The organism is Ensifer sp. (assembly GCF_035999185.1).
GTDB lineage: Bacteria > Pseudomonadota > Alphaproteobacteria > Rhizobiales > Rhizobiaceae > Ensifer.
Genome location: NZ_DASYHB010000110.1, coordinates 115287 through 136896, shown reverse-complemented (window position 1 = coordinate 136896; position 21610 = coordinate 115287). Strand labels below are relative to the sequence as shown.

Annotated in this window: 24 protein-coding genes and 2 tRNA genes; 10 read left to right on the top strand and 16 right to left on the bottom strand. The window is 62.5% G+C overall.

The window, feature by feature from the left end; genetic code table 11:
* Positions 1-238 precede the first annotated feature (238 nt).
* Entirely contained in the window at positions 239-1147 is a 909-nt protein-coding gene (locus VGO04_RS13430) for a DUF1499 domain-containing protein (protein WP_327496445.1), read from the top strand.
* Between the two features lie 7 nt (positions 1148-1154).
* Here VGO04_RS13430 and VGO04_RS13425 read toward each other — a convergent pair whose 3' ends face one another.
* The 4 genes from VGO04_RS13425 to VGO04_RS13410 are packed head-to-tail and all read right to left on the bottom strand — an operon-like array spanning position 1155 to position 3470.
* Positions 1155-1781 carry a DUF4166 domain-containing protein gene (locus tag VGO04_RS13425; RefSeq protein WP_327496444.1) on the bottom strand — a complete coding sequence of 209 codons (627 nt, stop codon included), beginning with the start codon at positions 1779-1781 and terminating at the stop codon, positions 1155-1157.
* Positions 1778-2233 (bottom strand): thiol-disulfide oxidoreductase DCC family protein, encoded by a 456-nt coding sequence (locus VGO04_RS13420; RefSeq protein WP_327496443.1) that lies wholly within the window; start codon positions 2231-2233, stop codon positions 1778-1780. Before VGO04_RS13420 ends, VGO04_RS13425 begins: the two co-directional genes overlap by 4 nt.
* A complete protein-coding gene (locus tag VGO04_RS13415; protein ID WP_327496442.1) occupies positions 2233-3156 on the bottom strand; it encodes an MBL fold metallo-hydrolase in 924 nt (307 codons plus the stop codon). Before VGO04_RS13415 ends, VGO04_RS13420 begins: the two co-directional genes overlap by 1 nt.
* Positions 3157-3173: 17 nt before the next feature.
* The gene (locus VGO04_RS13410; RefSeq protein ID WP_327496441.1) at positions 3174-3470 is read right to left on the bottom strand and encodes a cupin domain-containing protein; all 297 of its coding nucleotides are present in this window, start codon (positions 3468-3470) and stop codon (positions 3174-3176) included.
* A 214-nt stretch (positions 3471-3684) separates the two neighbouring features.
* Between VGO04_RS13410 and VGO04_RS13405 the strand changes: the two genes are divergently transcribed.
* Positions 3685-3759 (top strand) — tRNA-Gln (locus VGO04_RS13405).
* A gap of 28 nt (positions 3760-3787) precedes the next feature.
* Here VGO04_RS13405 and VGO04_RS13400 read toward each other — a convergent pair.
* Complete coding sequence (locus VGO04_RS13400) at positions 3788-4270, bottom strand: VOC family protein (RefSeq protein WP_327496440.1); 483 nt, start codon at positions 4268-4270, stop codon at positions 3788-3790.
* Positions 4271-4435: 165 nt separating this feature from the next.
* On the opposite strand from VGO04_RS13400, the gene VGO04_RS13395 reads away from it, so the two are divergent.
* Positions 4436-4618 (top strand): YegP family protein, encoded by a 183-nt coding sequence (locus tag VGO04_RS13395; protein ID WP_327496439.1) that lies wholly within the window; start codon positions 4436-4438, stop codon positions 4616-4618.
* 60 nt (positions 4619-4678) lie between these two features.
* Here the strand turns inward: VGO04_RS13395 and VGO04_RS13390 are convergent, their stop codons facing one another.
* Positions 4679-5113 carry a hypothetical protein gene (locus VGO04_RS13390; protein ID WP_327496438.1) on the bottom strand — a complete coding sequence of 145 codons (435 nt, stop codon included), beginning with the start codon at positions 5111-5113 and terminating at the stop codon, positions 4679-4681.
* Between the two features lie 362 nt (positions 5114-5475).
* Here VGO04_RS13390 and VGO04_RS13385 point away from each other — a divergent pair.
* Both VGO04_RS13385 and VGO04_RS13380 read left to right on the top strand, forming a co-directional pair.
* Positions 5476-5552: transfer RNA gene (locus tag VGO04_RS13385), tRNA-Pro, on the top strand.
* Between the two features lie 319 nt (positions 5553-5871).
* Positions 5872-6285, top strand: a complete 414-nt coding sequence (locus VGO04_RS13380; RefSeq protein ID WP_327496488.1) for a hypothetical protein — start codon at positions 5872-5874, stop codon at positions 6283-6285.
* A 100-nt stretch (positions 6286-6385) separates the two neighbouring features.
* Here the strand turns inward: VGO04_RS13380 and VGO04_RS13375 are convergent, their stop codons facing one another.
* Complete coding sequence (locus tag VGO04_RS13375; RefSeq protein ID WP_327496437.1) at positions 6386-6565, bottom strand: hypothetical protein; 180 nt, start codon at positions 6563-6565, stop codon at positions 6386-6388.
* A 206-nt stretch (positions 6566-6771) separates the two neighbouring features.
* Between VGO04_RS13375 and VGO04_RS13370 the strand changes: the two genes are divergently transcribed.
* Together VGO04_RS13370 and VGO04_RS13365 are read left to right on the top strand one after the other, a co-directional pair.
* Entirely contained in the window at positions 6772-7731 is a 960-nt protein-coding gene (locus VGO04_RS13370) for a bile acid:sodium symporter family protein (RefSeq protein ID WP_327496436.1), read from the top strand.
* A 537-nt stretch (positions 7732-8268) separates the two neighbouring features.
* A complete protein-coding gene (locus VGO04_RS13365) occupies positions 8269-8412 on the top strand; it encodes a hypothetical protein (protein WP_327496435.1) in 144 nt (47 codons plus the stop codon).
* Positions 8413-8436: 24 nt separating this feature from the next.
* Here the strand turns inward: VGO04_RS13365 and VGO04_RS13360 are convergent, their stop codons facing one another.
* The 5 genes from VGO04_RS13360 to VGO04_RS13340 all read right to left on the bottom strand — a co-directional run bounded on the left by VGO04_RS13360 (position 8437) and on the right by VGO04_RS13340 (position 14188).
* Positions 8437-8631, bottom strand: a complete 195-nt coding sequence (locus VGO04_RS13360) for a hypothetical protein (RefSeq protein ID WP_327496434.1) — start codon at positions 8629-8631, stop codon at positions 8437-8439.
* A gap of 134 nt (positions 8632-8765) precedes the next feature.
* Positions 8766-10271, bottom strand: coding sequence for a sulfate adenylyltransferase subunit CysN (gene cysN, locus VGO04_RS13355; RefSeq protein ID WP_327496433.1), 1506 nt, complete (start codon positions 10269-10271; stop codon positions 8766-8768).
* A complete protein-coding gene (gene cysD, locus VGO04_RS13350) occupies positions 10271-11224 on the bottom strand; it encodes a sulfate adenylyltransferase subunit CysD (protein WP_327496432.1) in 954 nt (317 codons plus the stop codon). The genes cysN and cysD overlap by 1 nt, the downstream gene beginning before the upstream one ends.
* A gap of 43 nt (positions 11225-11267) precedes the next feature.
* Complete coding sequence (locus tag VGO04_RS13345) at positions 11268-12026, bottom strand: phosphoadenylyl-sulfate reductase (RefSeq protein ID WP_327496431.1); 759 nt, start codon at positions 12024-12026, stop codon at positions 11268-11270.
* A gap of 248 nt (positions 12027-12274) precedes the next feature.
* Positions 12275-14188, bottom strand: a complete 1914-nt coding sequence (locus tag VGO04_RS13340; RefSeq protein ID WP_327496430.1) for a HAMP domain-containing methyl-accepting chemotaxis protein — start codon at positions 14186-14188, stop codon at positions 12275-12277.
* A 382-nt stretch (positions 14189-14570) separates the two neighbouring features.
* On the opposite strand from VGO04_RS13340, the gene VGO04_RS13335 reads away from it, so the two are divergent.
* Together VGO04_RS13335 and VGO04_RS13330 are read left to right on the top strand one after the other, a co-directional pair.
* Positions 14571-14960, top strand: coding sequence for a DUF6152 family protein (locus VGO04_RS13335; RefSeq protein ID WP_327496429.1), 390 nt, complete (start codon positions 14571-14573; stop codon positions 14958-14960).
* The gene (locus VGO04_RS13330) at positions 14957-15439 is read left to right on the top strand and encodes a DUF6644 family protein (RefSeq protein ID WP_327496428.1); all 483 of its coding nucleotides are present in this window, start codon (positions 14957-14959) and stop codon (positions 15437-15439) included. Before VGO04_RS13335 ends, VGO04_RS13330 begins: the two co-directional genes overlap by 4 nt.
* 4 nt (positions 15440-15443) lie before the next feature.
* On the opposite strand, the gene betA is transcribed toward VGO04_RS13330, so the two are convergent.
* The 4 genes from betA to betI all read right to left on the bottom strand — a co-directional run bounded on the left by betA (position 15444) and on the right by betI (position 20915).
* Positions 15444-17093: a choline dehydrogenase gene (betA, locus tag VGO04_RS13325; RefSeq protein ID WP_327496427.1), complete on the bottom strand. Its 1650-nt coding sequence runs from the start codon at positions 17091-17093 to the stop codon at positions 15444-15446.
* 222 nt (positions 17094-17315) lie between these two features.
* The gene (betB, locus tag VGO04_RS13320) at positions 17316-18779 is read right to left on the bottom strand and encodes a betaine-aldehyde dehydrogenase (protein WP_327496426.1); all 1464 of its coding nucleotides are present in this window, start codon (positions 18777-18779) and stop codon (positions 17316-17318) included.
* Position 18780: 1 nt separating this feature from the next.
* The gene (gene betC, locus VGO04_RS13315) at positions 18781-20316 is read right to left on the bottom strand and encodes a choline-sulfatase (RefSeq protein WP_327496425.1); all 1536 of its coding nucleotides are present in this window, start codon (positions 20314-20316) and stop codon (positions 18781-18783) included.
* Positions 20313-20915 carry a transcriptional regulator BetI gene (gene betI, locus VGO04_RS13310; protein ID WP_327496424.1) on the bottom strand — a complete coding sequence of 201 codons (603 nt, stop codon included), beginning with the start codon at positions 20913-20915 and terminating at the stop codon, positions 20313-20315. The genes betC and betI overlap by 4 nt, the downstream gene beginning before the upstream one ends.
* A 146-nt stretch (positions 20916-21061) precedes the next feature.
* Here betI and VGO04_RS13305 point away from each other — a divergent pair, with 146 nt between their 5' ends.
* Positions 21062-21610 carry an HdeD family acid-resistance protein gene (locus tag VGO04_RS13305; RefSeq protein WP_327496423.1) on the top strand — a complete coding sequence of 183 codons (549 nt, stop codon included), beginning with the start codon at positions 21062-21064 and terminating at the stop codon, positions 21608-21610.

The following is a 21610-nucleotide window of genomic DNA, read 5'->3' as shown; positions in this document are numbered from 1 at the left end:
ATGTCGCGCAGGCCGTTGCCTCCGATTGAAACTCCGCACGCAGGCGCTCGCCTGGCTGCGGGTATATTCCCACGTGCTGATAGGTGGTTAAGGAGAATGGCGAATTTGCGGCGAAGGTTTTTGGGGGCCACGAGGCGTTGGGCCGGTGGTCCTTAGACTGGCGCATTGCCTGTTCCCACGGCACGGGGCATGGTCTAAGAATGCGGTCTGTTTTGCGGCAGGGGATTGATTCACCTACATGATGGTCCGGTACGAGCGTCCCTATTCCTATGCCGCCAATTGGGCGCGCCGCTTCGCCCGCGTTTCCTTCGTGCTCTTCGTGCTGTCGCTGCTTGCGCATCGATTCGGGCCGCTGACGACGCCGCACTTTCTGGCGCTTGTCGGTCTCGCCGGCGCTTTCGCACTTCTCGGCGTCCTGCTCGCCATCGTCGGTCTTGCCCGGTTGTGGCAGGTCGCAGCAATCGGCGGCCTTGCCTCGGCTTCGGCGCTCGTCTACGCCGCGCCGGCGCTGGGCTTCATCGGCTTCGGCGTCGTGCAGTATCTCACCCGGCCTGCGATCTACGATGTCAGCACCGATACGGTAACGCCGCCGCCATGGCTCAAGGTGCCGCAGACGGAAAAGAGCTGGCTGACACGCAAAGAGGCGGTCACCCCTGAGGACAGGGAAGCGCAGATCCTCGCCTATCCGGGGCTTACCGGCCGGCGCTACGATGGCGCGCTCGACCGCGTCTATCAGGGCGTGCGCAATGTCATCGAACAAACCCGCGTCGGCGTCACCGAGGAACTCGGTGTCGAAAACGCCCGCGCCGATCTCGAAGACCTGACGGTCCGGCCGAATGCCGGGGCGGACGCCAACGCCGAGCCGGAAAACGTGCCCGTGCCGGCGGCGAGGCCCGAACTGACGCTTGAAGGGGCGATAACGGGACGCCGTGCCAGCGACGTCGTGCTCCAAGGCGAATGGCGCACGCTGATCGCCGGCTTCCGCTTCGACGTGCTGATCCGCTTGCGTGAGGAGGCCGAGACGACGTTTGTAGACCTGCGCGTCGCCTCGCGCTACGGGCCGCACGACCTTGGCATGGGGGCGGCCTTCGCCGACCAGTTCCTGCGCGCGCTCGATGCCGAACTGCTGGGCATCGCCGGCGACTGATCGATACTCACCGGTTCACTGCGGCGCTGTGCTGATCGGCCTGGCGAAGCCCGGTTGGCGGTGACAGTTCGTTTGCGGGTTCCAGCCAGCCGCGATAGCGCACGATCAGGCCGGTCAACGGGCTATCGACTTCGACGTGGAAGTGGAACAGACCGTCGCGGTCTTCCTCGAATGTCCGACCGCCGGGTGCAAGCATCAATGGCAACGGAAGCCCTAGGACCGACCAGCCGCGCACCGAAAGATGGAGACGGTTATCTGCGGGCTCGAGCGCGCAAAGAATGCGAAACGGTCCAAGGTCCTCCGCAAGCAGGCGTTCCTTCCGTCTTTCGACCCTCTCCTGCGAGCTGCGCAGGATCGTTTCTCCGATGCGTCGGGTCCAGACTTCCCGGCCATTGGCGCAGGCAAAGTCGATCTCGACCGGCACATCCCGACCGGCGATGGGGAAGCCGCAGACTAAGGCGACAAAGCGAGCCCAAAACGAGCCGCCGCGTTCGACCGTCGCGCGTCCACGAAAGGTGGTACGCCCTTCGGCGCTGTCATGCAGTGCGCGTATCGCCTCGGGCAGCCGATCCCAATCGCTGCCGAGGATCTGTCGGTAGAGGCTTTGCGGTTGGACCCCGTCTCGGACTTTCATGCGATGAAGCGTCCACGCTCCTCGGGGGTCGGCACCAGGCAGGCCTGGCGGCGTCCGGCGATGCGGTATCGGTTCTTTGCGACGAGATCATAAAGCCGGTCGCGAACGGGCGCAGGCAGCACACGGCAGATGTTCATCAGCGACCAAGGCAGGCCCAGCCGGGCGATCGTGCGGATCGACCCATCCGATTTGAAGCGCGCGACGCCGTTCTCGATCAGGATGTTGCTTTCAAAATCGCGCATGTCGAGCCCGTAGTGGCGATAGAGCGCCTGGCCGAGTGGGGACTGCGCGGTGATGTAGCGATATTGCGCGCTTCGATCATGGCGAAGCAGGAAACGCACCCATCCGGAGCAAAAGATGCATTCGCCATCGAAGACGACGACCGGCCTGTCGTCGGCAAAGGCCGGCACCGAGGCGTCGCTGCGATAGCTGTAGGCCTCTCGCTGCGTCATCAGCCGGCTCCGCCGGGTGCCAGCCGATAGGCGCCAAGGAGGGACGGTGCGCCATCCGTCTCGACCCGACCCTGTTCGATCAGATCTTCCAGATGCGCCAGAACGGAGAGCGCCGCCGCGCCATGCAGCCGCACGTCGGTGGAGGCATAGATGACCTTGACCATGTCTACGATCTGGCTGTCGCCGGCGCGGATGCGTTCGAGCACCGCGCGTTCGCGCATCTTGCGGTGGGCGCGCAGGCCGCGAAGGAACGAGGCGGGCTCTATGACCGGGCCACCGTGACCAGGCAAATAGAGGCGGTCGTCGCGCTCAAGCAGCTTTTCGAGCGACGCCATGTAGTCGGCCATGGCGCCATCCGGTGGCGCGACGATGGTCGTTGCCCAGGCCATGACATGATCGGCGGAAAAGACGATGCCGGTGCCGTCGAGCGCGAAGGCCATGTGGTTGGCGGTGTGACCCGGTGTGGTGAGCCCCGTCAGGCTGAAGCCGTCGCCCTCGATCCGGCCGCCGTCGGCAAGCGCGACATCGGGAACAAACGCCATGTCCGAGCTTTCGGCAAAGGGGTTGGTTTCGCCCTGATGCAAGGGTCGGGCTGGGCGATGCGGACCTTCGCCGACGATCAGCGCGCCGGTTGCAGCCTTGAGGCGACGGGCGAGCGGCGAGTGGTCGCGATGCGTATGGCTGACGGCGATATGGGTGACGTCACGGCCGGCAAGGGCCGCCATCAGCGCCTGGAAATGCGCCTCGTCGTCAGGACCGGGATCGATGACGACGACGGAGCGCTTGCCGACAATGTAGCTGTTGGTGCCGTGGAAGGTGAAGGGGCCGGGATTGTTGACGGTGATGCGCTGCACGTCGTCGGCAACGGTCACCGCCTCGCCATGGGCCGGCTTAAAATCGAGATCGAAGTCTGGCCCCTGCATGCGTCTCTTCCTGGTCTTCACTTGTATTCGATCTCGATGAACGACATCGGCTGGGCGCCGGCATTGACGACATTGTGCGCCACGCCCGCCTCGCGACGGTAGGCAGCCCCTTTGGCGATATCGACCCGGCGGCTGCCGGCTTCTTCCTCGAGCAGGAACTGGCAGTCGGTCATCGGCACGACGACATAGCCGAGGCCGTGCACATGATGGCCCGTGTCCGCGCCAGGCTCGAAATCCCAGCGGGTGATCCTGACCATCTCGTCGTCAAGCAGCACGCTCGGAACGGCAGGGGGGCGGGCACGGAACTGGCTCATGATCGTCTCCATTTTGCCGGGACCATAGGAGGTGGAGACGGGGAAGGGAAGGGACATCGGGTGAGGTATCGCGCGGGCCTGCGGCGGCTTTTGCCCGAAGGCCAAACAAATCCGCCTAAAATTCAACTTGGTGCCAACTTAGTGATTGTGACGGACGGCGAGCTTTGCTAATCAGGCGCTCGATTTGGCGGACATATCGTCCCGTCACATCCGTTGGGGCGTCGCCAAGCGGTAAGGCACCGGTTTTTGGTACCGGCATTCCCAGGTTCGAATCCTGGCGCCCCAGCCACACTGTATCAAACTCACTGCCGGCCCATTCAGCTATCTTCCGACTGCGCGTTGATCTCGATGACGTGCCCGTCGGGGTCAAGGACGTATATCTGCGGAAAGCCGGCGCCCCGATGTTTTGAAGGCCTGTTTACCTGTATCTTCAGCTTGCCTTCGGCGTTCTCTCCATAGCCGCTGTCGTTCAGATGCGTGAGCGCCGCGGAAAAGCTCTTCACGCGCACCGCGAAGTGTATGTCTCGCGTATCGATCCCTTTTTTCAGGCGGTAGGTCGGTTCCGGACGACTGGCGTCCTTGGGGTCTACACCTGGTGCCCGGACGATTAGGTGAAGCTGGCCTGCAGCGACCTGAAACCATGCGCCTGCAAAGGCGAAATCCGGCCGGGGGATCTCTCGCAATGACAGCACCTCTGCGTAGAAGCGCCTGGATATCTCCAGGTCGCGGACAGGCAGGCTGACGTGATGCAGCAGTTCCACCTGCAGGCCCGGTGTGTCTTTCTGAAGGGTTTGGGTCATCTTCGGCCTCCTGCGCGCGGCGCAGCAATGGGTGACGGTGACGTTCCTGGCGAAGCAATGGCCAGTGTCGGCGACGTGTTCGGCGCTTGTTTGCCTGCACCCTTGTCAAGTCACGCTGCAACTGACACGCTAGTTGCGTTGATTCCTACTTGTACGAGGGAGAAGATGGCTCACAAATTCGAAATCTACAAAGACAAGGCTGGCGAATACCGCGTTCGCTTCAAGTATAACAGCGAGGTCATGTTCTCGACCGAAGGCTACAAGACCAAAGCCAGCGCTCAGAACGCCATCGACTCGATCAAGAAGAACGGCCCCGACGCGCCCGTCGAGGATAACAGCAACGCCTGAGGGCGGCGCTCTTTGATAAAAAGCCCGGATCGATGATCCGGGCTTTTTGTTTTGTGAAACTTAGCCTGCGGTAGCCGTCGGCTTGGCCTGGGCCGGCGCGCCCAGGAACTCTTCGCACCAGCTCGGGCCTTCGGCGCGCTTGCGGTCGCCGGCAATGTGGATCGAGCGGATCACGTAGTCGGACGAGACGGTGAGCTGGACAGCGCAGCTCAGATACTCGGTGCGGGCGGACGAGATGCGCTTGCCACGCTTGCCATCCTTGGTAGTTTCATACTGAGCCGGGATCTTGCGGGTCTTGTAGCCGCCCTTCCAGCTGTAGACGGTGGAGCTGCCGCTCTCGACGTCGGAGATCGGCGGGCCATACTGGGCGAAGAAGCCGCCGGCCGGCTGGCCGAGCCAACGGGCCTCGACCGCGTTCCTGGAGATCCCCGTGGTCGTCGTGCAGCCGGCGAGCACGAGCGCAAGGCCCGCCACCGTCATCATGCGGAAATTCATGTGTCTGTCCCTTTGGCTCTCGTTCTGAAATAGGCAGAGCGCCGCAAGCCCGTATCCCCTGGCTTTCCGCGCTTTCCGTTGTGGCTCTAGCGCCAATCCGCGGGAAAGGAAATGCACGTCGTTGTTCCTATTTCAGGAAATTATGAAGCGTTGCAGAAAGTCCCTATCGCACAGGCCTTCAGGCACCCTTGACCGACGCAAAAGCGCGGCTTGAGGTCGGCGTGGCGTCGGAAAGCGGCCGGGAAGCGCCAGCATCGGGCTGTGTTTTCCACCGCCACAAGTTTTTTGAGAAAGCCGCGATGTTTTTCGAGATAGGCGCTTGTGAAATCAAAAAGCCTGTTCTATAGAGGCGCCGCTGGTCACGGAGTGTAGCGCAGTCTGGTAGCGCACCACGTTCGGGACGTGGGGGTCGCAAGTTCGAATCTTGCCACTCCGACCAGCCGAAAAGCCTGCTATTGCAGGCTTTTTTCGTTTTTGGCCGCAGGCTCCGTATTGGTACGCCCACATTTGCCCTGCATTGGCGCGTATGGATCTCAGCGTCAGAATGCGGCGTTTCGCAGCTGATGGGCCGGGCGTGAGCCGCTTGTCATCGTTCTCAGCCAAAACCACGACAGCCTTGCAACTATTGCCGTTCGTCGCTCCGAATGAGCCGTTGGTCGAATACCGGTGTGTTCGCGCCGGCGGTGCTCTGCCCCCGGTCATCGCACGGTTGTAGGGTCCCGTCATCGCGTCAGTGACAACGAGGACAGGGAATGTCGATCAAACACCTATCACTTGCAGCCGCTCTGCTGCTGGCCGGCCAATCGGCCGCAGCAGCCCAAAGCTGCGAGAAGAATTTCAAGGCGTCGGGCGTGCCGCTGGTGACGCCGGTTTACTTCAAGACCTGGCAGGATTTTCCGAAGTTGAAGCCCGAGGCGGCGTTGCAGCGGTTGGCGCAGGGCGTGGCGGCCGAAGGGTTTTCGGGCATCGAGGTCAACAAGGCACTCGGCACCATCGAGGCCTATCAGGACACGGCAGGCTCCGGACGCCTGCAGACGCTGCGCGTCGTTGCCCGCAAGCGCGGTTCAGGCACGCGGATTGATGCGATGTTCGATATTCAGGTCGGGCAGGTGGCCACCAAGCAGGTGGTCCAGGAGGGGCTCTGCAACATCATCCGCTCCGCCGTCGACTAACACGGGGCTCGATGCGCCCGTGCAGTGCGCTCGGCGCGACCAGTTGCAGCGAGAGGATAGCGAGCGCCTCATAAATTGGATTGAATGCGCTCGGCCGCCGTCAGCGTTGCTGTTCGAGCGCCTTCAGGGCCGTTTGGGCAACGGCCTGCGCTTGCAGCATCGAGGTGAAGTTGCCCTGCGCCGGATAGGTGACGCCGCGATGCTTGATGACGAAGCACCATTTGCCGTTCACGCGCTTCTCGACTGTCACGCTCGTTTCAGGTTTGTTGCCCGTGGTCATCTTTCGTCTCCCTGAGATCGCGGCTCCGCCGCGCGCGATCTGCCTATCCGCATGGCGTGGCCGATGTCCATATGTGTTGCGTTAATATCTGCTGTCACTGTTCTGTCGACATAAAGTTGCGGCATCCGGCGACTTTTTGTTCGAAGCGCGTTGAAGCTGCCTGCCGACAGGCCTAGACAGCCGTCATCACGCCAAGGAGTTTAATTTTGAAGGCTGTCGCATCGTTTTCCCAGTTCGTTGGACGCACGTTCGCGCTCTGGGTCATAGTTTTCGCCGTTCTCGGTTTTGTTTTCCCGGATATTTTCAAGCAGATCACGCCCTATATCGTCACGCTGCTTGGCATCATCATGTTCGGCATGGGCCTCACCATTTCGATCGACGATTTCAAAGAGGTCGCCAAGCGTCCTTTCGAGGTCGGTATTGGTGTCATCTCCCAGTTTCTGATCATGCCGCTGCTCGCGGTTCTTTTGACGGCCATCATTCCGATGTCGCCGGAGGTGGCCGCCGGTGTTATCCTCGTCGGGTGCTGCCCGGGTGGCACGTCGAGCAACGTGATGACGTATCTTTCGAAAGGCGATGTTGCCTTGTCGGTAGCCTGCACCAGCGTCACCACGCTGCTTGCACCGATCGTCACGCCGTTCCTGGTGTGGACATTTGCCAGCCAGTATCTGCCTGTCGATGCGATGGCGATGTTCATGAGCATCGTCAAGGTCGTGTTGTTGCCGTTGGCCGTGGGCTTTTTGTTCCAGAAGCTGCTGCCGGGCCTGGTCAAGGCCGCAGTGCCGGCGTTGCCGCTGGTCAGCGTTGCCGGCATCGTGCTGATCGTGGCCGCGGTCGTCGGCGCCAGCAAGGGCGCGATCGCAAGCTCCGGTCTGCTGATCTTCGCGGTGGTCGTCCTGCACAATGGTCTTGGGTACCTGCTCGGCTTCTTCGCCGCCAAGGCGGCGGGCCTCTCGCTTGCCAAACGCAAGGCGATCGCGATCGAGGTTGGGATGCAGAACAGCGGTCTGGGCGCCGCCCTCGCCAACGCGTATTTCTCGCCTGTCGCCGCCGTGCCGAGTGCGATCTTCAGCGTCTGGCACAACATCTCCGGCGCACTGCTTGCCAACTACTTCGCAAGCCGCACGGAAGACGATGCCGTCGAGCCTGTGGTCAGCACCCGCTGACCCCAGATCATTTCATTGTTTCGTCGAAACAGTGAAATGATCTAACTCTCTGATGTCTAGCAATTCCGGACGAAAAACCGTTCTACACTTTTCCTGGAATTGCCCTGGACGTGAACTGCAGGAGAGGGCTCGTCAGAGCCCTTTTTTGTGCGCATGTGCCGGGACCGGTCCGTGGTCAGGCGGACTGTCCCACGACGTCCGAAAACGGTGAAACAGCCCTATCGATCCTCATGATCGACGGCGCCAACTTACGAATGCCGGGACGGATTGAAAGACAGGTTTGTTTCGAACGCTTGCCAAGGTGAAATGATTGCATCTTCCGTGCCATTCCGGGACGAAACGGTAACGCATGGCGGCTCAGCGTCAGGCAAAGGGCGTCTACCAGCCATCTGCGCCACACTCGCCCGCTCGTTCCTCAAGCCTTGATTGTTCAATTGGAAACGGCGCGTTCGCGAATTGCTGTCTTATCAGTGTGAACAATCACGACGATATTGCCTTCAGCACCTGTTCTTGCCCCAAAGAGATGGAGAGGCACACATGTTGAAGGAACCGATTTTTACATTCCGCGAGATCGCGATATGGTCCGCCATTCTCGGTAGTGTCGTCGGCTATCAGCTGTGGCAGCACGCCGATCCGGCCCCGCTGACGATGGTCCTTCCGGCGATCGAGCAGCAACTCTGAGTGAAATCGATTCCGGCGGGACGCCTAATCTTCCGGCATCCCGTTGCGCCTGGCCGCCTGCAGCAGTTCGACTTCGCCCGCAGCGGGTCCGAACTGGTCTTCGAGCCGCTGGGTTTCCTCCGCACCGAGCCGGTATTTCCGCGCAAACGCCTCGATGGTGACCGTCCGCGCGCGAAAGCCCTGGTGCTTTGCCTCTTCGCCTTGATGTTCTGTTTTCATGGCGCTTCTCCCTGCGGCAGGGAGATAGAGCAGCTGCCGCTTTTGGAAAGGCGCAAAGCCGCTCGCCGGGCACAAGGCGGAAATGAAAAGGGGGCCAATCGGCCCCCTCTTGGTCTTCAGTGCAATGGCATCGCTCAGCCGTCGATATCGTCGATCACCTCGACAGCCCTGCCGGCGCTCACACGCCGGATCTCGGCTTCCTCGCGGCGGTTGGCGAAGAGTTCGGTCGCCATCAGCTGGTCGGCAAGGTCGGCTGGCAGCGAGAGGATGACGCGGGCGTCTTCCGTGTGGATGCCGCCGAGCGCCGAGCGCTTGGCCGTGATCATGCCGCCGGCCACCGTGTTGTTGGTGTCCGGGTCGATCAGGATGAAGGCGCCCGTCGTGCGGTTCTGCTCGTAGGTGTCGAAGATCGCCTGCTCGTCGAAGGCAAGATGCACCTTGCCGATTGCGTTCATCGGCAGCTGTTCGACATGGTTCCACTTGCCGGTCTGAAGGTCGAGCTGGCTCGCCGGCTGCACCTGGACACGCTGGCGGCGGCTGCCGCTCTTCAGCCAGTAGCGCTTGCCCGGCTGGATGCCTTCCGCCTGCAAGGCGACGAGCTGTGCGTCGAAGGACAGGCCGGTCAGCGGCTGGCTGTCGATGGCGACGATCATGTCGCCGCGCGACACGTCCACCTGACGGTCGAGCACCAGCGTGATCGCATCACCCGCAACGGCGGCGTTGCGTACCAGGTCGAAGGTGACGATCTTGGTGACATTGGCGACCATGCCCGAGGGCAGGATGACGACGCTGTCGCCGGGCTTGACCGACCCGCCGGCAACCGTGCCCTGATAGCCCCGGAAGCTCTCGCCCGGACGCGAGACGCGCTGAACCGGCAGGCGGAAACCGACCGTCTGGGCCGAGCGGGTGGTCGCGAGTTCCAGCACCTCGATCAGCGTCGGGCCGTCATACCAGGGCATGGAGGCGCTGCCGTCATAAACGACGTTTTCGCCCTTCAACGCCGACACCGGGATGGCCGTGACCTGGCGCACGCCGAGCGAAAGCGCCAGTTCGCGGAACTCATGGCTGATCTGCTCGAAGCGGCTGCGGTCGTAGTCGGTGAGGTCGATCTTGTTGACGGCGAGCACGAACTGCTTGATGCCCATCAGCGTCGCGATAGTCGCGTGCCGGCGGGTCTGTTCCAAGAGGCCGACGCGGGCGTCGACCAGCAGCACGGCGAGATCGGCGGTCGAGGCGCCGGTCGCCATATTGCGGGTGTACTGTTCATGGCCGGGCGTGTCGGCGACGATGAAGGAGCGCTTGTCGGTCGAGAAATAGCGATAGGCGACGTCGATGGTGATGCCCTGTTCGCGCTCGGCCTGCAGGCCATCGAGCAGCAGCGCGAAATCGGGCAGGCCGAGATCGTTCTGCTTGCCGTTGGAATCGCGCTGCAGCGTGGCGGCCTGGTCTTCCTTGACCGCCTTGGTATCCCAGAGCAGGCGACCGATCAGCGTCGACTTGCCGTCGTCGACCGAGCCGCAGGTGATCAGGCGAAGCGGGCGGCTGTCTCGCGTTGCACGCGCCGGCTCCTGCGCCGGGAAGGCGAGAACCTCGCTGGCTGCAACGTGCTCGACGGCATTCGCGGTTGCGGGAGCGGTCATCAGAAATATCCTTCGCGTTTCTTCTTTTCCATCGAGCCGGACTGGTCACGGTCGATGGCGCGGCCCTGGCGTTCGGAAACGGTCGCGGTTTCGAGTTCGGTGATGATGTCGTCGAGCGTCGTTGCGTTCGAGCGGATGGCGCCGGTGAGCGGGAAGCAGCCGAGCGTGCGGAAGCGGATGACTTCTTCGCGCTTGGTTTCGCCAGGCAGCAGTTCCAGGCGCGGATCTTCGGCCAGGATCATCATGCCGTCGCGTTCGACGATCGGGCGCTTCTCGGCGAAGTAGAGCGGAACGATCGGGATCTCCTCGGCCTGGATGTAGCGCCAGATGTCGACCTCGGTCCAGTTCGACAGGGGGAAGGCGCGCACGCTTTCGCCCTTGCGGATCATGCCGTTGTAAACGTTCCAGAGTTCCGGGCGCTGGTTGCGCGGGTCCCAGCGATGATCGGGCGTGCGGAAGGAATAGATGCGCTCCTTCGCGCGGCTCGCTTCCTCGTCGCGACGCGCGCCGCCGAAGGCGGCATCGAACTGGCCGGCGTCGAGCGCCTGGCGCAGCGCCTCGGTTTTCATGATGTCGGTGTAGAGCGCCGAGCCGTGGGTAAACGGCGTGACGTTTTCGGCCGCACCGCGCGGGTTGACGTGCTCGATCAGGTCAAGGTCGTAGCGCTCGACGATCTCGTTTCGAAACGCGATCATCTCGGCAAACTTCCAGCCGGTATTGACGTGCAACAGCGGGAAGGGAACGCGGCCGGGATAGAAGGCCTTGCGTGCCAGATGCAGGAGCACCGAAGAGTCCTTGCCGATCGAATAGAGCATGACCGGGCGTTCGAACTCGGCGGCCACTTCGCGGAAGATGTGGATCGCTTCGTTTTCCAGCGCCTTCAGATGCGGATCGAGCGGCGGTTTGGCGCTCTGCGGATTGTGCAGTTCCGTTTCCGGATGGTTATGGGGCATTTCAGTCTCCGGGAGGATTTGTCTTTGGAAGAGCGCGCCAGCCTCAGGCGGCGCTGCTCGAATTCGGGATGATGGAGCTTGCGGCGGCTTCCGGAACGTGCAGACCACATTCGCGCTTCTCGTCGTTCTCCCACCACCAGCGGCCGGCGCGCTCGGGCTCGCCGGGCTTGATGGCGCGGGTGCAAGGCTCGCAACCGATCGACGGATAGCCACGCGCATGCAGCGGGTTGACCGGAACGCCATTGGCAGCGACGAAGCTGTTGATGGTCTCGATGTCCCAGTCCACCAGCGGGTTGATCTTGATCAGCCCGCGCTCGAGGTCCGCTTCGGCAAACGGAGTGGACGCGCGATTACCGGACTGGCCGCGGCGCAGGCCGGTGATCCAGAAGGTTGCCCCTTCGAGTGCGCGCGCAAGCGGCTTCAGCTTGCGCACGTCGCAACAGGCATGACGTGCCTCGACGCTCTCGTAGAAGCCGTTGAGGCCGTAACGCGCCGCATAGGCGTCGATATCGGCCTGCTCCGGGTGGAAGCGCTTGATCAGAATGTCGAAGGCTTCTTCCGTCTTGTCGATGAGGGCGGCGGTTTCGTTGAAAAGCCGGCCGGTCTGGAGTGTCACGACGTCGACGGCGAGCTTGTTCTTGCCGATGGCGGCGGTAATCACCTGGTCCTCGATGCCGAGCGACGTTGTAAAGACGGCTCGCCCTTCCAGGCTCGCGACAAGCGCGAGACGCCCGGCAAGATCCAGGCTCTCGAGCCTCTCGTTGAGAGCCTTGGCAGTGGTTTCAAGGGATGACGTGGTCATGGCTGCGTCCTGTTCCAAGTTGGTCGGAATATCGCAGCGGATCGTGACAATGGACAGAAATAGCGGTTTCTAATGCTCTTTGTTTGGAGCAAATCTGCCTCTCAGATCGAAAGGCAGCGAAAAACCTAGTAAAGACTAGTAATTTACTAGATTAATACAGTATCGCGGCGCGGGTCAACCGCTATCTGAAGAAAGGCGCGAACCCTGCAGGTCCGCGCCTCCCTGGAAAATGGCGAAACGCGCGTCCGTCAGAATTCGGCCCAACCGGCCTCCTGCGTCTGTGGAGCGCTGCGATAGGCCGAGGCGAGCTTGCGATTGAGCGCACGGGCGGGCGAGGGGGCAGCGGCTGCCATGGCCGCGCTCGTCACCAGACGCGGCGAAGGTGAGGAACTGCCGTCGGTCTTGAAACGCATCAGAAGGTCGTTGAGCGCACCCGCCTCCCGGGCCAGGCTGTGGCTTGCGGCGGTCGATTGCTCGACCATGGCCGCGTTCTGCTGCGTCCCCTGGTCGATCGCGTTGACGGCCGTGTTAATCTGCTGGATGCCGGCCGCCTGTTCACGGGCGCTTTCGACGATCGCCGTCACGTGACTGCTGATCTCCTTGACCTCGACGATGATGCTTTCGAGCGCCGTTCCGGTTTCGCGCACCAGGGTGACGCCGGATTTGACCTGCTGGCCGGAGGTGGCGATCAACACCTTGATCTCCTTTGCTGCCTGGGCTGAGCGCTGGGCCAGTTCGCGCACCTCCTGGGCAACGACGGCAAACCCCTTGCCGGCCTCGCCGGCGCGCGCCGCCTCTACGCCGGCGTTCAGCGCGAGCAGGTTCGTCTGGAAGGCGATGTCATCGATCACGCCGATAATGCTGGAGATCTCCTTGGACGACGCCTCGATCCCGCTCATGGCGGTGATGGCGTTGCCGACGATTTCCCCGGACTTCTCCGCCGCATCACGGGTGCGCGCGACCAGCGTTCCGGCTTCCTCGGCGCGCCGGCTGGCATCCGCGACGGTCGTTGCGATCTGGTCGAGGGCTGCCGCCGTTTCCTCAACCGAGGCCGCCTGCTGTTCCGTACGCTTGGAAAGGTCGCCTGCCGCCGAGCGGATTTCGCCGGCGCCGGCATTGATGCTGCGGGCGTTTTCGCCAACCGAGCGTAGCGCCTCTTCGAGATTGGTGAGCGAACTGTTGAAATTGGTGCGCAGCGCGTCGAGACGTTCGGCGAGCGGCGTATCGATGCGATGGGTAAGGTCGCCTTCGGCAAGGCGGTCGAGCCCAAAGCCGAGTGCGTTGACGGCCGTCTGGATTTCAGCCGCTTCCTTTGCCTTCTGCGCCTCGCGCTGCTCGCGCTCGCGTTCCGACAGCGTCCGACCTGCGTCGGCCTCCTGCTCCAGTCGCTGGCGCTCAAGCGCGTTGTCGCGGAAGACCGCAACGGCGCCGGCCATCTGGCCGATTTCGTCGCGGCGTTTTTCGCCGTAGATCTCGGCCTTGAGATTGCCGATGGCCAGTTGCCGCATGGCCTCACGCAGTTTCGCCAGCGGGCGGAGCAGGCCGGAGATGACGAACCAGACGGTCGTCGCCAGTATCGCAAGGGCGAAGCCGGCTACAACCGTTTGCCAGAGTGTCAGCGTGTCTTTCTCCGTCTTTGCGGCTTCGAGTTCCCCATTCGCTTCGGAAAGCTGCAGCTTGATCAGTTCGCTGATCGGGGCCGCGAGCGGGTCGACCGAAGGGTAGAGCTTGGTATCGACGAAGTGTTCGAGCTCGGACTTGTCCTGACGCTCCATGACCGCAACAAGGTCGCGGATCGCAGCGTCACTGGCAACCCGTGCCTTGTCGAAGGTCTCGGTGAGCTTCTTTTCCTGTGACGTCAGCCGCGTCGCCTCATAGGTGCGCCACTCCTGATCGATAGTCGCAAGCGCAGTTTTGATCGCTTGGCTGCCTGCGGTCCAGCCAAGCGCGCCGCTCCTGACCTTGTGGGTCGTATCGACGATCTCGACCGCATACATGTCCGATACCGTTTTCAGGTGATCGACCGGCAGCAGGCGATCCGCGACGATCGATTCCGTCCGCTTTGCGATTGAGGTCATCGCGTTGAAGGCCGTGGCGATCATGACCAGCATGGCGACGGCGAGCAGAGACAAACACACGAGCAGTCGTGCCTTGATTGTCATGAAAGACGCTCCTCGGTTATCCGCAAGGCAAATCATCCTCGGCCGATGGCCGCGGGCACACCGCAAGGGCATCGGGAAGCAAGCTCGCCTTGGCAGGGGAGTGATGACGATGATGGGAAGGAGCACGCGATCATGCGCGGCGAAACTGCCTTCATGGCACATTCGCCCAGCGTTCACTCCGTCTCATACAGAGATAACAATTGGAGATTAAGAATAGCTAAATTTTAAGCTGTTGATCGATGTTCGCGCAACCCATGGTCTTGCAACCACAGGAGGCGGAGGGTCGGCAGCGCTCAAGAAATGTTGAAGACCGGCTTCTTTTCCAATCGAAACGACGGGTTCAAGTTAATCCCTTCTTTGCAACAGACGAAGGAGCAGGCGCATGTTGAAAGCCATTTCACGTCGAAGTGTCGCAGGTGCTTTCGTGGCCATGGTGCTGGCCGGCGGCGCTTACGCCCATCACGGGTGGTCCTGGGCAGAGGCCGACCAGATCGAAATCAACGGAACCATCCGCGAGATTTCCATGGCGCCGCCCCATCCGACCCTTGAAGTCGAAACGTCGGGCGATGGCATGTGGCATGTCGAGCTTGGCAATCCGCGGCAGACGGAGCGCTCCGGCTTCGTCGAGGCCTCCGCCAAGGCCGGTGACGCGATCATCGTTCTCGGCAATCGTTCGCTCGATCCAAATGAAAAGCGCATGAAAGCGGTGCGCATCACCGTCGCCGGCAAGGTCTACGATATCTATCCGGAACGCATTCGGGCCGGGGGATGAGCGGAGCCGAACTCGCCGAGTGGATCGCCGGCTGGCCAGTGGGCGCAGCCCTCAGACGCTCGGCGCTTCTCTATCTTCTGGTCAACGCGGCCCATATTCTCGCGATCGGCCTTCTGATCGGCGCGATCGTTCCGCTTGATCTGAGATTGCTCGGTCTTGCCGGCCAGGCACCGGTTGCAGCTCTCGGGCCCTTTCTGGCGCGCGCTGCGGCCATCGGTCTTGCGATGACCGTCGTTACCGGCATTTGCCTGTTCAGCGTCAGGCCGTCGGCCTATCTCGCCAACCCGGCCTTTATGACCAAGCTCGCGCTTCTGGCAATTGGAACGCTGAATGCACTCTCACTCCGCCGGAGCGAGGCCTGGAAGGCTTCGATCTCAAGCGGGGTGATTGCTTTGCGCCTGCGATTGCAGGCGCTCGTCTCCCTTGCCGTCTGGCTTGGCGCGGTGCTTGCCGGCCGCTGGATCGGCTTCGTCGGGTAGCGCCTTACCGGTCGCTGACCTGCCAGCGCGGGTTGACCCACGGCTCCTGGTTGGAACGTGCCAGCGGCTGCTTGCCGAGAATGTGGTCGGCTGCCTTTTCGCCGGTCATGATCGATGGGCTGTTGAGGTTGCCGTAGGTCACGTGCGGGAAGATCGAGCTGTCGGCAACCCGCAGGCCATCGACGCCGATGACGCGGGTTTCCGGGTCGACGACGGCCATCGGGTCGTCCTTCGCACCCATCTTGCAGGTGCCGCAGGGGTGGTACGCGCTTTCGAGATGCTCACGCAGGAAGGCGTCGATCTCCTCGTCCGACTGCACCTTTTCGCCCGGCTGGATCTCGGGCCCGCGAAAATGATCGAAGGCCTTCTGGCTGAAGATCTCGCGGGTCAGGCGCACGCAGTGGCGGAACTTCTCCCAGTCCTCCGGGTGGCTCATGTAATTGAAGCGGATGACCGGGTCGGCCATCGGGTCGGAAGAGCGCAGCGTGACGTTGCCGCGCGACTTCGAGAGGTTGTAGCCGACATGCACCTGGAAGCCGTGCGTATTGGCGGCCGCCTTGCCGTCGTAGCTGATCGCAACCGGGAGAAAGTGATACTGGATATCAGGCTGCTTGACGCCCGGTGCAGAACGCAGGAAGGCGCAGGCCTCGAACTGGTTGGAAATGCCGAGGCCTTTCTTGAAGAACAGCCATTGTGCACCGGCAACGCCCTGCCAGAACCAGGGCAGCCAGGAATAGAGCGAGACCGGCTTCGTCGAAATCTGCTGGAAATAGAACTCCATATGGTCCTGCAGATTCGCCCCGACGCCCGGTCGGTCGACCTTCACCTCGATGCCCATGTCCTTCAGGTGCTGAGCCGGGCCGATGCCGGAGAGCATCAAAAGCTTCGGCGAGTTGAACGACGACGCCGAGACCACGACTTCGCGGTTCGCCTTGACGATTTCGATCTTGCCGCCGCGCTCGATCTCGACACCGGTCGCCCGGCCGTTCTCGATGATGATCCGGCGGGCAAAGCAGCGCACGAGCGAGACGTTCTTGCGCTTCATCGCCGGCTTTAGATAGGCGTTTGCCGCCGACCAGCGCCGGCCCTGCCAGACGGTCTGCTCCATCAGCCCGAAGCCTTCCTGCTTCGAGCCGTTGTAATCGTCGGTCGCTTCGAAGCCCGCCTGCTGGCCCGCGGCGATAAAGGCATGGAACAGCGGATTGTGCACCGGGCCACGCTTGACGTGCAGCGGCCCGTCGGTGCCGCGCCAGCCGGTTTCGCCACCGTCAGAATTTTCCATACGCTTGAAATAGGGAAGCACGTCGGCATAGGCCCAGCCGCGCGCACCGAGCTCTTCCCACCGGTTGAAGTCTTCCGCGTGGCCGCGGACATACACGAGACCGTTGATCGAGGAAGAGCCTCCGATCACCTTGCCGCGTGGTGCTGTGATGCGCCGGTTGTTGAGGTTCGGCTCGGGCTCGGACAGATAGCCCCAGTTGTAGCGCTTCATGCTCATCGGCCAGGCAAGGGCCGCCGGCATCTGGATGAAAGGCCCGGCATCCGTTCCGCCATATTCCAGCACCATGACGGTGTTCTTGCCGTCTTCCGACAGGCGATAGGCGAGCGCCGAACCGGCCGAGCCGGAGCCGATGATGATGTAATCTGCCTGCATAAGCGTGGTCTTTCTTTTGCGTCTCTAGAACCGGCTGGTCTTGCGCTGCTATCTCGGCCCCTCATTCCTGTGCTCGTCACAGGAATCCAGCCAAGCGACGTCGGTCGCTTGAAAGAACCTCGCGCCACCGACGTGGCGCTGCTGGATCCCCGGAACTCGCTTCGCTCGCCCGAGGATGAGGGGTAAGACAATCGCCCCTCAACGGAGGGGCAACGCCTAAACTCAATACGGCGCCTGCACCGGCCCCATGCCGACATAGACGGTCTTCAGCTCGCTGTAGTGGTTGAGCGCTGCCACCGAATTCTCGCGGCCGAAGCCGGATTGTTTCGAGCCGCCGAAGGGGATTTCTACCGGGCAGAGATTGTAGGTGTTGATCCAGAGCGTGCCGGCTTCGAGCTGGTCGACCACGCGGTGGGCGCGGGTGATGTCGGCGGTAAAGACGCCGGCCGAGAGGCCGAATTCGGTGGCATTGGCGCGTGCGATCACCTCGGCCTCGTCGTTAAAGTCGAGCACGCACATGACCGGCCCGAAGATCTCCTCACGCGCGATCGTCATCTCGTCGGTGACGTCGGCAAAGACGGTCGGCTGGATATAGGTGCCTTCGGCGTTGACGGCGTTCGGAATGCCGCCGCCGGTCACGAGCCGCGCGCCCTCGGCCTTGCCCTTTTCGATGTAGGAGAAGACCTTGTCGCGCTGCGGCATCGAGACCATCGGTCCGAGCTGCGTCGCCTCGTCCATGGGGTCGCCGATGACGATCGCCTCGGTGCGGGCCTTGAGCCGCGTCAGGAACTGTTCCTTGATGGTCTTCTGGACGAAGACGCGGGTGCCGTTCGAGCAGACCTGGCCGGTCGAATAGAAATTGCCGAGCATGGCGCCACCGATGGCGCTTTCGAGATCGGCATCGTCAAAGACGATCAGCGGCGACTTTCCGCCGAGTTCCATGGTGACGTGCTTGAGTTCTGCGGCGGCAGCACCGGCCACCTTCTTGCCCGTCGGCACCGAGCCGGTCAGCGACACCTTGGCGACGTCAGGATGGTTGACGAGCAGTGGACCGGTTGAGCGATCGCCCTGGATGACGTTGTAGAGGCCCTTCGGCAGGCCGGCCTCGACGAGGATTTCGGCGATCTTCAGCGCGCCGAGCGGGGTGTTTTCCGAAGGCTTGAACACCATGGCATTGCCGGCGGCAAGTGCCGGCGCACCCTTCCAGCAGGCGATCTGCTGCGGATAGTTCCAGGCGCCGATGCCGACGCAGACGCCGAGCGGCACGCGCTTGGTATAGGCGAAGTCACCGCCGAGCGGGATATAGTCACCGTTGAGCGCCGTGGCGATGACGCCGCCGAAGAACTCGAAGCTGTCTGCACCCGACGTCGGGTCGGCGACGATCGTCTCCTGGATCGGCTTGCCGGTGTCGAGCGTTTCGAGCTCGGAGAGCTCGCGGTTGCGCTCACGCATGATCTCGGCGGCGCGCTTGAGGATACGGCCGCGCGCTGTCGGGCTCATCGCCGCCCATTCCGGCTGGGCGCGCTTGGCAGCGGCAATCGCTTTCTCGACGATCGCGGGCGTCGCCGCATGCAGCCGGGCGATCACTTCGCCGGTCGCCGGATAGATGCTCTCGATGACGGTGCCTGCAACGTCCTCGACATATTCGCCGTCGATGAAGTGCGAGGCTTGCGGTTGGGCTCTCATGTCATTCTCCTCGCGGGTAGCGTTTGGATTCCTCGAGATTGTCGAGGTTCATGTGGTTGCGCATGTAGCGCTCGGATGCCTTCTGCAGCGGCTGGTGGTCCCAGGGATAATAGGCGCCGTTTCGGAGCGCCTCGTAGACCACCCAGCGCCGCGCCTGGCTTTCGCGCACGGCGGCGTCGAAGGCCTCCATGTCCCAATGGGCAGCGCACATGTCGCGGAAGGCCTGCAAGGTCGCGGCCTGCACCGGCGTTTCCGGATCGGCGGCGAGGTTCTTCAGTTCCAGCGGGTCGGCCTCGAGATCATAGAGCTGATCCGGATCGAGCGCGCAGTGGATGTATTTCCACTTGCCCTCGCGGATGGCGACGAGCGGCGCGTAGGAGGCTTCGGCGGCATACTCCATCAGCACCGGCTCCAAGCGTTCCTCGCCATTGATCATGGGCACGAGGCTGATGCCGTCGGTCCAGGGTTTGATCTCGTCCATCGAGATGCCGGCGAGATCGGCAAGCGTCGGCGTCACGTCGAGATTGGACGTCGGCGCCAGGTGCAGACCGGCGGCGACGCCCGGACCGGCGACCATCAGCGGCACGCGGGCAGAGCCTTCGAAGAAGTTCATCTTGAACCACAGACCGCGCTCGCCGAGCATGTCGCCATGGTCCGAGCAGAACAGGATCAGGGTGTCGTCGAGCATGCGCGTGCGCGTCAGCGTATCCACGAGTTCGCCGACCTTCTCATCGAGATAGGAGATGTTGGCGAAATAGGCCTGGCGCGAACGACGGATGTTGTCTTCCGTCAGATCGAAATTGCCATAGTCGCAGGAATGCATGATGCGCTTGGAATGCGGGTCCTGCTGATCGTCCGGCAGCATGCCGATCTCGGGCAGCAGGTGTTCGCAGCCTTCATAGAGATCCCAGAACTTCTTGCGCGCCACGTAAGGGTCGTGCGGATGGGTGAAGGAGACGGTCAGGCACCAGGGGCGGCGGTCCGCATCGTCGCTTTCGCGCGAGAGCTGGTAGAGCTTCTGGTTGGCGAGAAAGGCGACCTCGTCGTCATACTCCATCTGATTGGTGATCTCGGCAACGCCGGCGCCGGTGACGGAGCCGAGATTGTGATACCACCAGTCGATGCGCTCGCCGGGCTTGCGATAGTCGGGCGTCCAGCCGAAATCGGCCGGGTAGATGTCGGTCGTCAGCCGCTCCTCGAAGCCATGCAGTTGGTCCGGCCCGACGAAATGCATTTTTCCGGAGAGCGCTGTGTAGTAGCCGGCGCGGCGCAGGTGATGCGCATAGGTCGGGATCGACGACTGGTATTCGGCGGCGTTGTCGTAGACGCGGGTGCGGCTTGGCAATTGTCCGGCCATGAACGAGGCGCGGGCAGGGGCGCAGAGCGGCGACGAGGTGTAGTTGTTGCGGAAGCGGGCCGAACGGGCGGCAAGCGATTTCAGGTTCGGCGCATGCAGGAACGCGGCCGGTCCGTCGGGAAAGAATTTTCCGTTCAACTGGTCGACCATGATGATCAGGATGTTCGGTCTTGCGGTCATGCGGCCGTTCCCTGGCTGTGAAGCCGATCGATATGAGAGATGACGTAGTCTTCCGTGAGCGCGATCGAGGCTTCGATGCCGATCGGCGCGGAGCGCAGACTCTGGCGGATATAGAGCCCGTCGATCATCGCAGCAGCGCCTTCGGCGATGCGTTCCGCGTCATCATCTGGGCAAAGCGCCTTTAGGCTCGCAAGGAGGTTCGAGCGCAGCCGTCGCGCGTAGACGACCAGCAGTCGCCGGACCTCTTCCGAACGCTGCGCCTCCGAATAGAAGGCAAGCCAGGCCGCAATCGTATCCGGCGCGAACTGGCTTGCCTGGAAGGAAACGCGGATCACCGCGCTCAGCTTGTCGTGCGGGCTCGAGACGGCGCGAAGCGCCGTCACCGTGTCGTCGCGCAACTGACGTAGAAGGCTGCGGATCGTCTCGATCAGCAATTGTTCCTTGCTGCCGAAATAGTGGTGGGCGAGAGCAGGGGAGACGCCTGCATGGCGGGCGATTTCGGACATGGTGACGGCAAGCGTGCCCTGGTCGCCGATCACGCGAAGTGCAGCGTCCACCAGCGCCTTGCGGCGCACCGGTTCCATTCCGACTTTCGGCATCCGTCTCTCCCTTGACGAAAGCCAGCTTATTTTTGATTGACTCATCAATCAATAAAAATCTGCGCTGTTTTTCCTTTCCTTTTGTCGAAAAATCCGGCTCAATCCCCTCGGTAGCGATCCCGCGTTTCGAAGAACTGGAGGTTGAGATGACCCATGCATTCGATCAGGCCGACAAGTCAGCAGTCGCCGGCAAGTGGGGATGGTTCGTGGCACTTGGCGTGCTTCTGATCATGTGCGGCGGCCTTGCCTTCGGCAACCTGCTGATGGCGACCGTCGCTTCGGTCTACTATGTCGGGATCATCATGCTGGTCGGCGGGCTCTTTAACCTTGGCCATGCCTTCCAGGTGAAGGGCTGGGACAGTGTGCTCTATTGGGGCCTGAGCGGCGCCTGCTACACCATCGCCGGGCTGTTCGCCTTCATCAACCCCTTGCTCGCCTCGTCCTTCCTGACCTTCGTCATGGCGATCGCGCTGATTATCGCCGGCTGCTTCCGCATCTGGGTCGGCCTGAAGCTCAGGCCGCTGCAGGGCTGGGGCTGGGTGGCGCTCGGGGGCCTCGTCACGCTGGCCGCAGGCCTCATCATTGCCGCCGGCTGGCCGGTCAACAGCCTCTGGATCCTCGGCCTGTTTCTGGCCGTCGACCTCGTCATGCAGGGCCTGTCGCTGATTGCGTTCGGCGTGCTCGCGAAGGGCTGA

Bases quoted from the DNA above. Each gene is read 5' to 3' on its own strand.
- VGO04_RS13305 (WP_327496423.1), top strand. From the start codon at position 21,062: ATGACCCATGCATTCGATCAGGCCGACAAGTCAGCAGTCGCCGGCAAG.
- betA (WP_327496427.1), bottom strand. From the start codon at position 17,093: ATGCAGGCAGATTACATCATCATCGGCTCCGGCTCGGCCGGTTCGGCG.
- VGO04_RS13430 (WP_327496445.1), top strand. From the start codon at position 239: ATGATGGTCCGGTACGAGCGTCCCTATTCCTATGCCGCCAATTGGGCG.
- VGO04_RS13365 (WP_327496435.1), top strand. From the start codon at position 8,269: ATGTTGAAGGAACCGATTTTTACATTCCGCGAGATCGCGATATGGTCC.
- VGO04_RS13390 (WP_327496438.1), bottom strand. From the start codon at position 5,113: ATGAATTTCCGCATGATGACGGTGGCGGGCCTTGCGCTCGTGCTCGCC.
- VGO04_RS13360 (WP_327496434.1), bottom strand. From the start codon at position 8,631: ATGAAAACAGAACATCAAGGCGAAGAGGCAAAGCACCAGGGCTTTCGC.
- VGO04_RS13335 (WP_327496429.1), top strand. From the start codon at position 14,571: ATGTTGAAAGCCATTTCACGTCGAAGTGTCGCAGGTGCTTTCGTGGCC.
- betC (WP_327496425.1), bottom strand. From the start codon at position 20,316: ATGACCGCAAGACCGAACATCCTGATCATCATGGTCGACCAGTTGAAC.
- cysD (WP_327496432.1), bottom strand. From the start codon at position 11,224: ATGCCCCATAACCATCCGGAAACGGAACTGCACAATCCGCAGAGCGCC.
- VGO04_RS13400 (WP_327496440.1), bottom strand. From the start codon at position 4,270: ATGACCCAAACCCTTCAGAAAGACACACCGGGCCTGCAGGTGGAACTG.
- VGO04_RS13425 (WP_327496444.1), bottom strand. From the start codon at position 1,781: ATGAAAGTCCGAGACGGGGTCCAACCGCAAAGCCTCTACCGACAGATC.
- VGO04_RS13345 (WP_327496431.1), bottom strand. From the start codon at position 12,026: ATGACCACGTCATCCCTTGAAACCACTGCCAAGGCTCTCAACGAGAGG.
- betI (WP_327496424.1), bottom strand. From the start codon at position 20,915: ATGCCGAAAGTCGGAATGGAACCGGTGCGCCGCAAGGCGCTGGTGGAC.
- cysN (WP_327496433.1), bottom strand. From the start codon at position 10,271: ATGACCGCTCCCGCAACCGCGAATGCCGTCGAGCACGTTGCAGCCAGC.
- betB (WP_327496426.1), bottom strand. From the start codon at position 18,779: ATGAGAGCCCAACCGCAAGCCTCGCACTTCATCGACGGCGAATATGTC.
- VGO04_RS13375 (WP_327496437.1), bottom strand. From the start codon at position 6,565: ATGACCACGGGCAACAAACCTGAAACGAGCGTGACAGTCGAGAAGCGC.
- VGO04_RS13410 (WP_327496441.1), bottom strand. From the start codon at position 3,470: ATGAGCCAGTTCCGTGCCCGCCCCCCTGCCGTTCCGAGCGTGCTGCTT.
- VGO04_RS13420 (WP_327496443.1), bottom strand. From the start codon at position 2,233: ATGACGCAGCGAGAGGCCTACAGCTATCGCAGCGACGCCTCGGTGCCG.
- VGO04_RS13340 (WP_327496430.1), bottom strand. From the start codon at position 14,188: ATGACAATCAAGGCACGACTGCTCGTGTGTTTGTCTCTGCTCGCCGTC.
- VGO04_RS13395 (WP_327496439.1), top strand. From the start codon at position 4,436: ATGGCTCACAAATTCGAAATCTACAAAGACAAGGCTGGCGAATACCGC.
- VGO04_RS13330 (WP_327496428.1), top strand. From the start codon at position 14,957: ATGAGCGGAGCCGAACTCGCCGAGTGGATCGCCGGCTGGCCAGTGGGC.
- VGO04_RS13415 (WP_327496442.1), bottom strand. From the start codon at position 3,156: ATGCAGGGGCCAGACTTCGATCTCGATTTTAAGCCGGCCCATGGCGAG.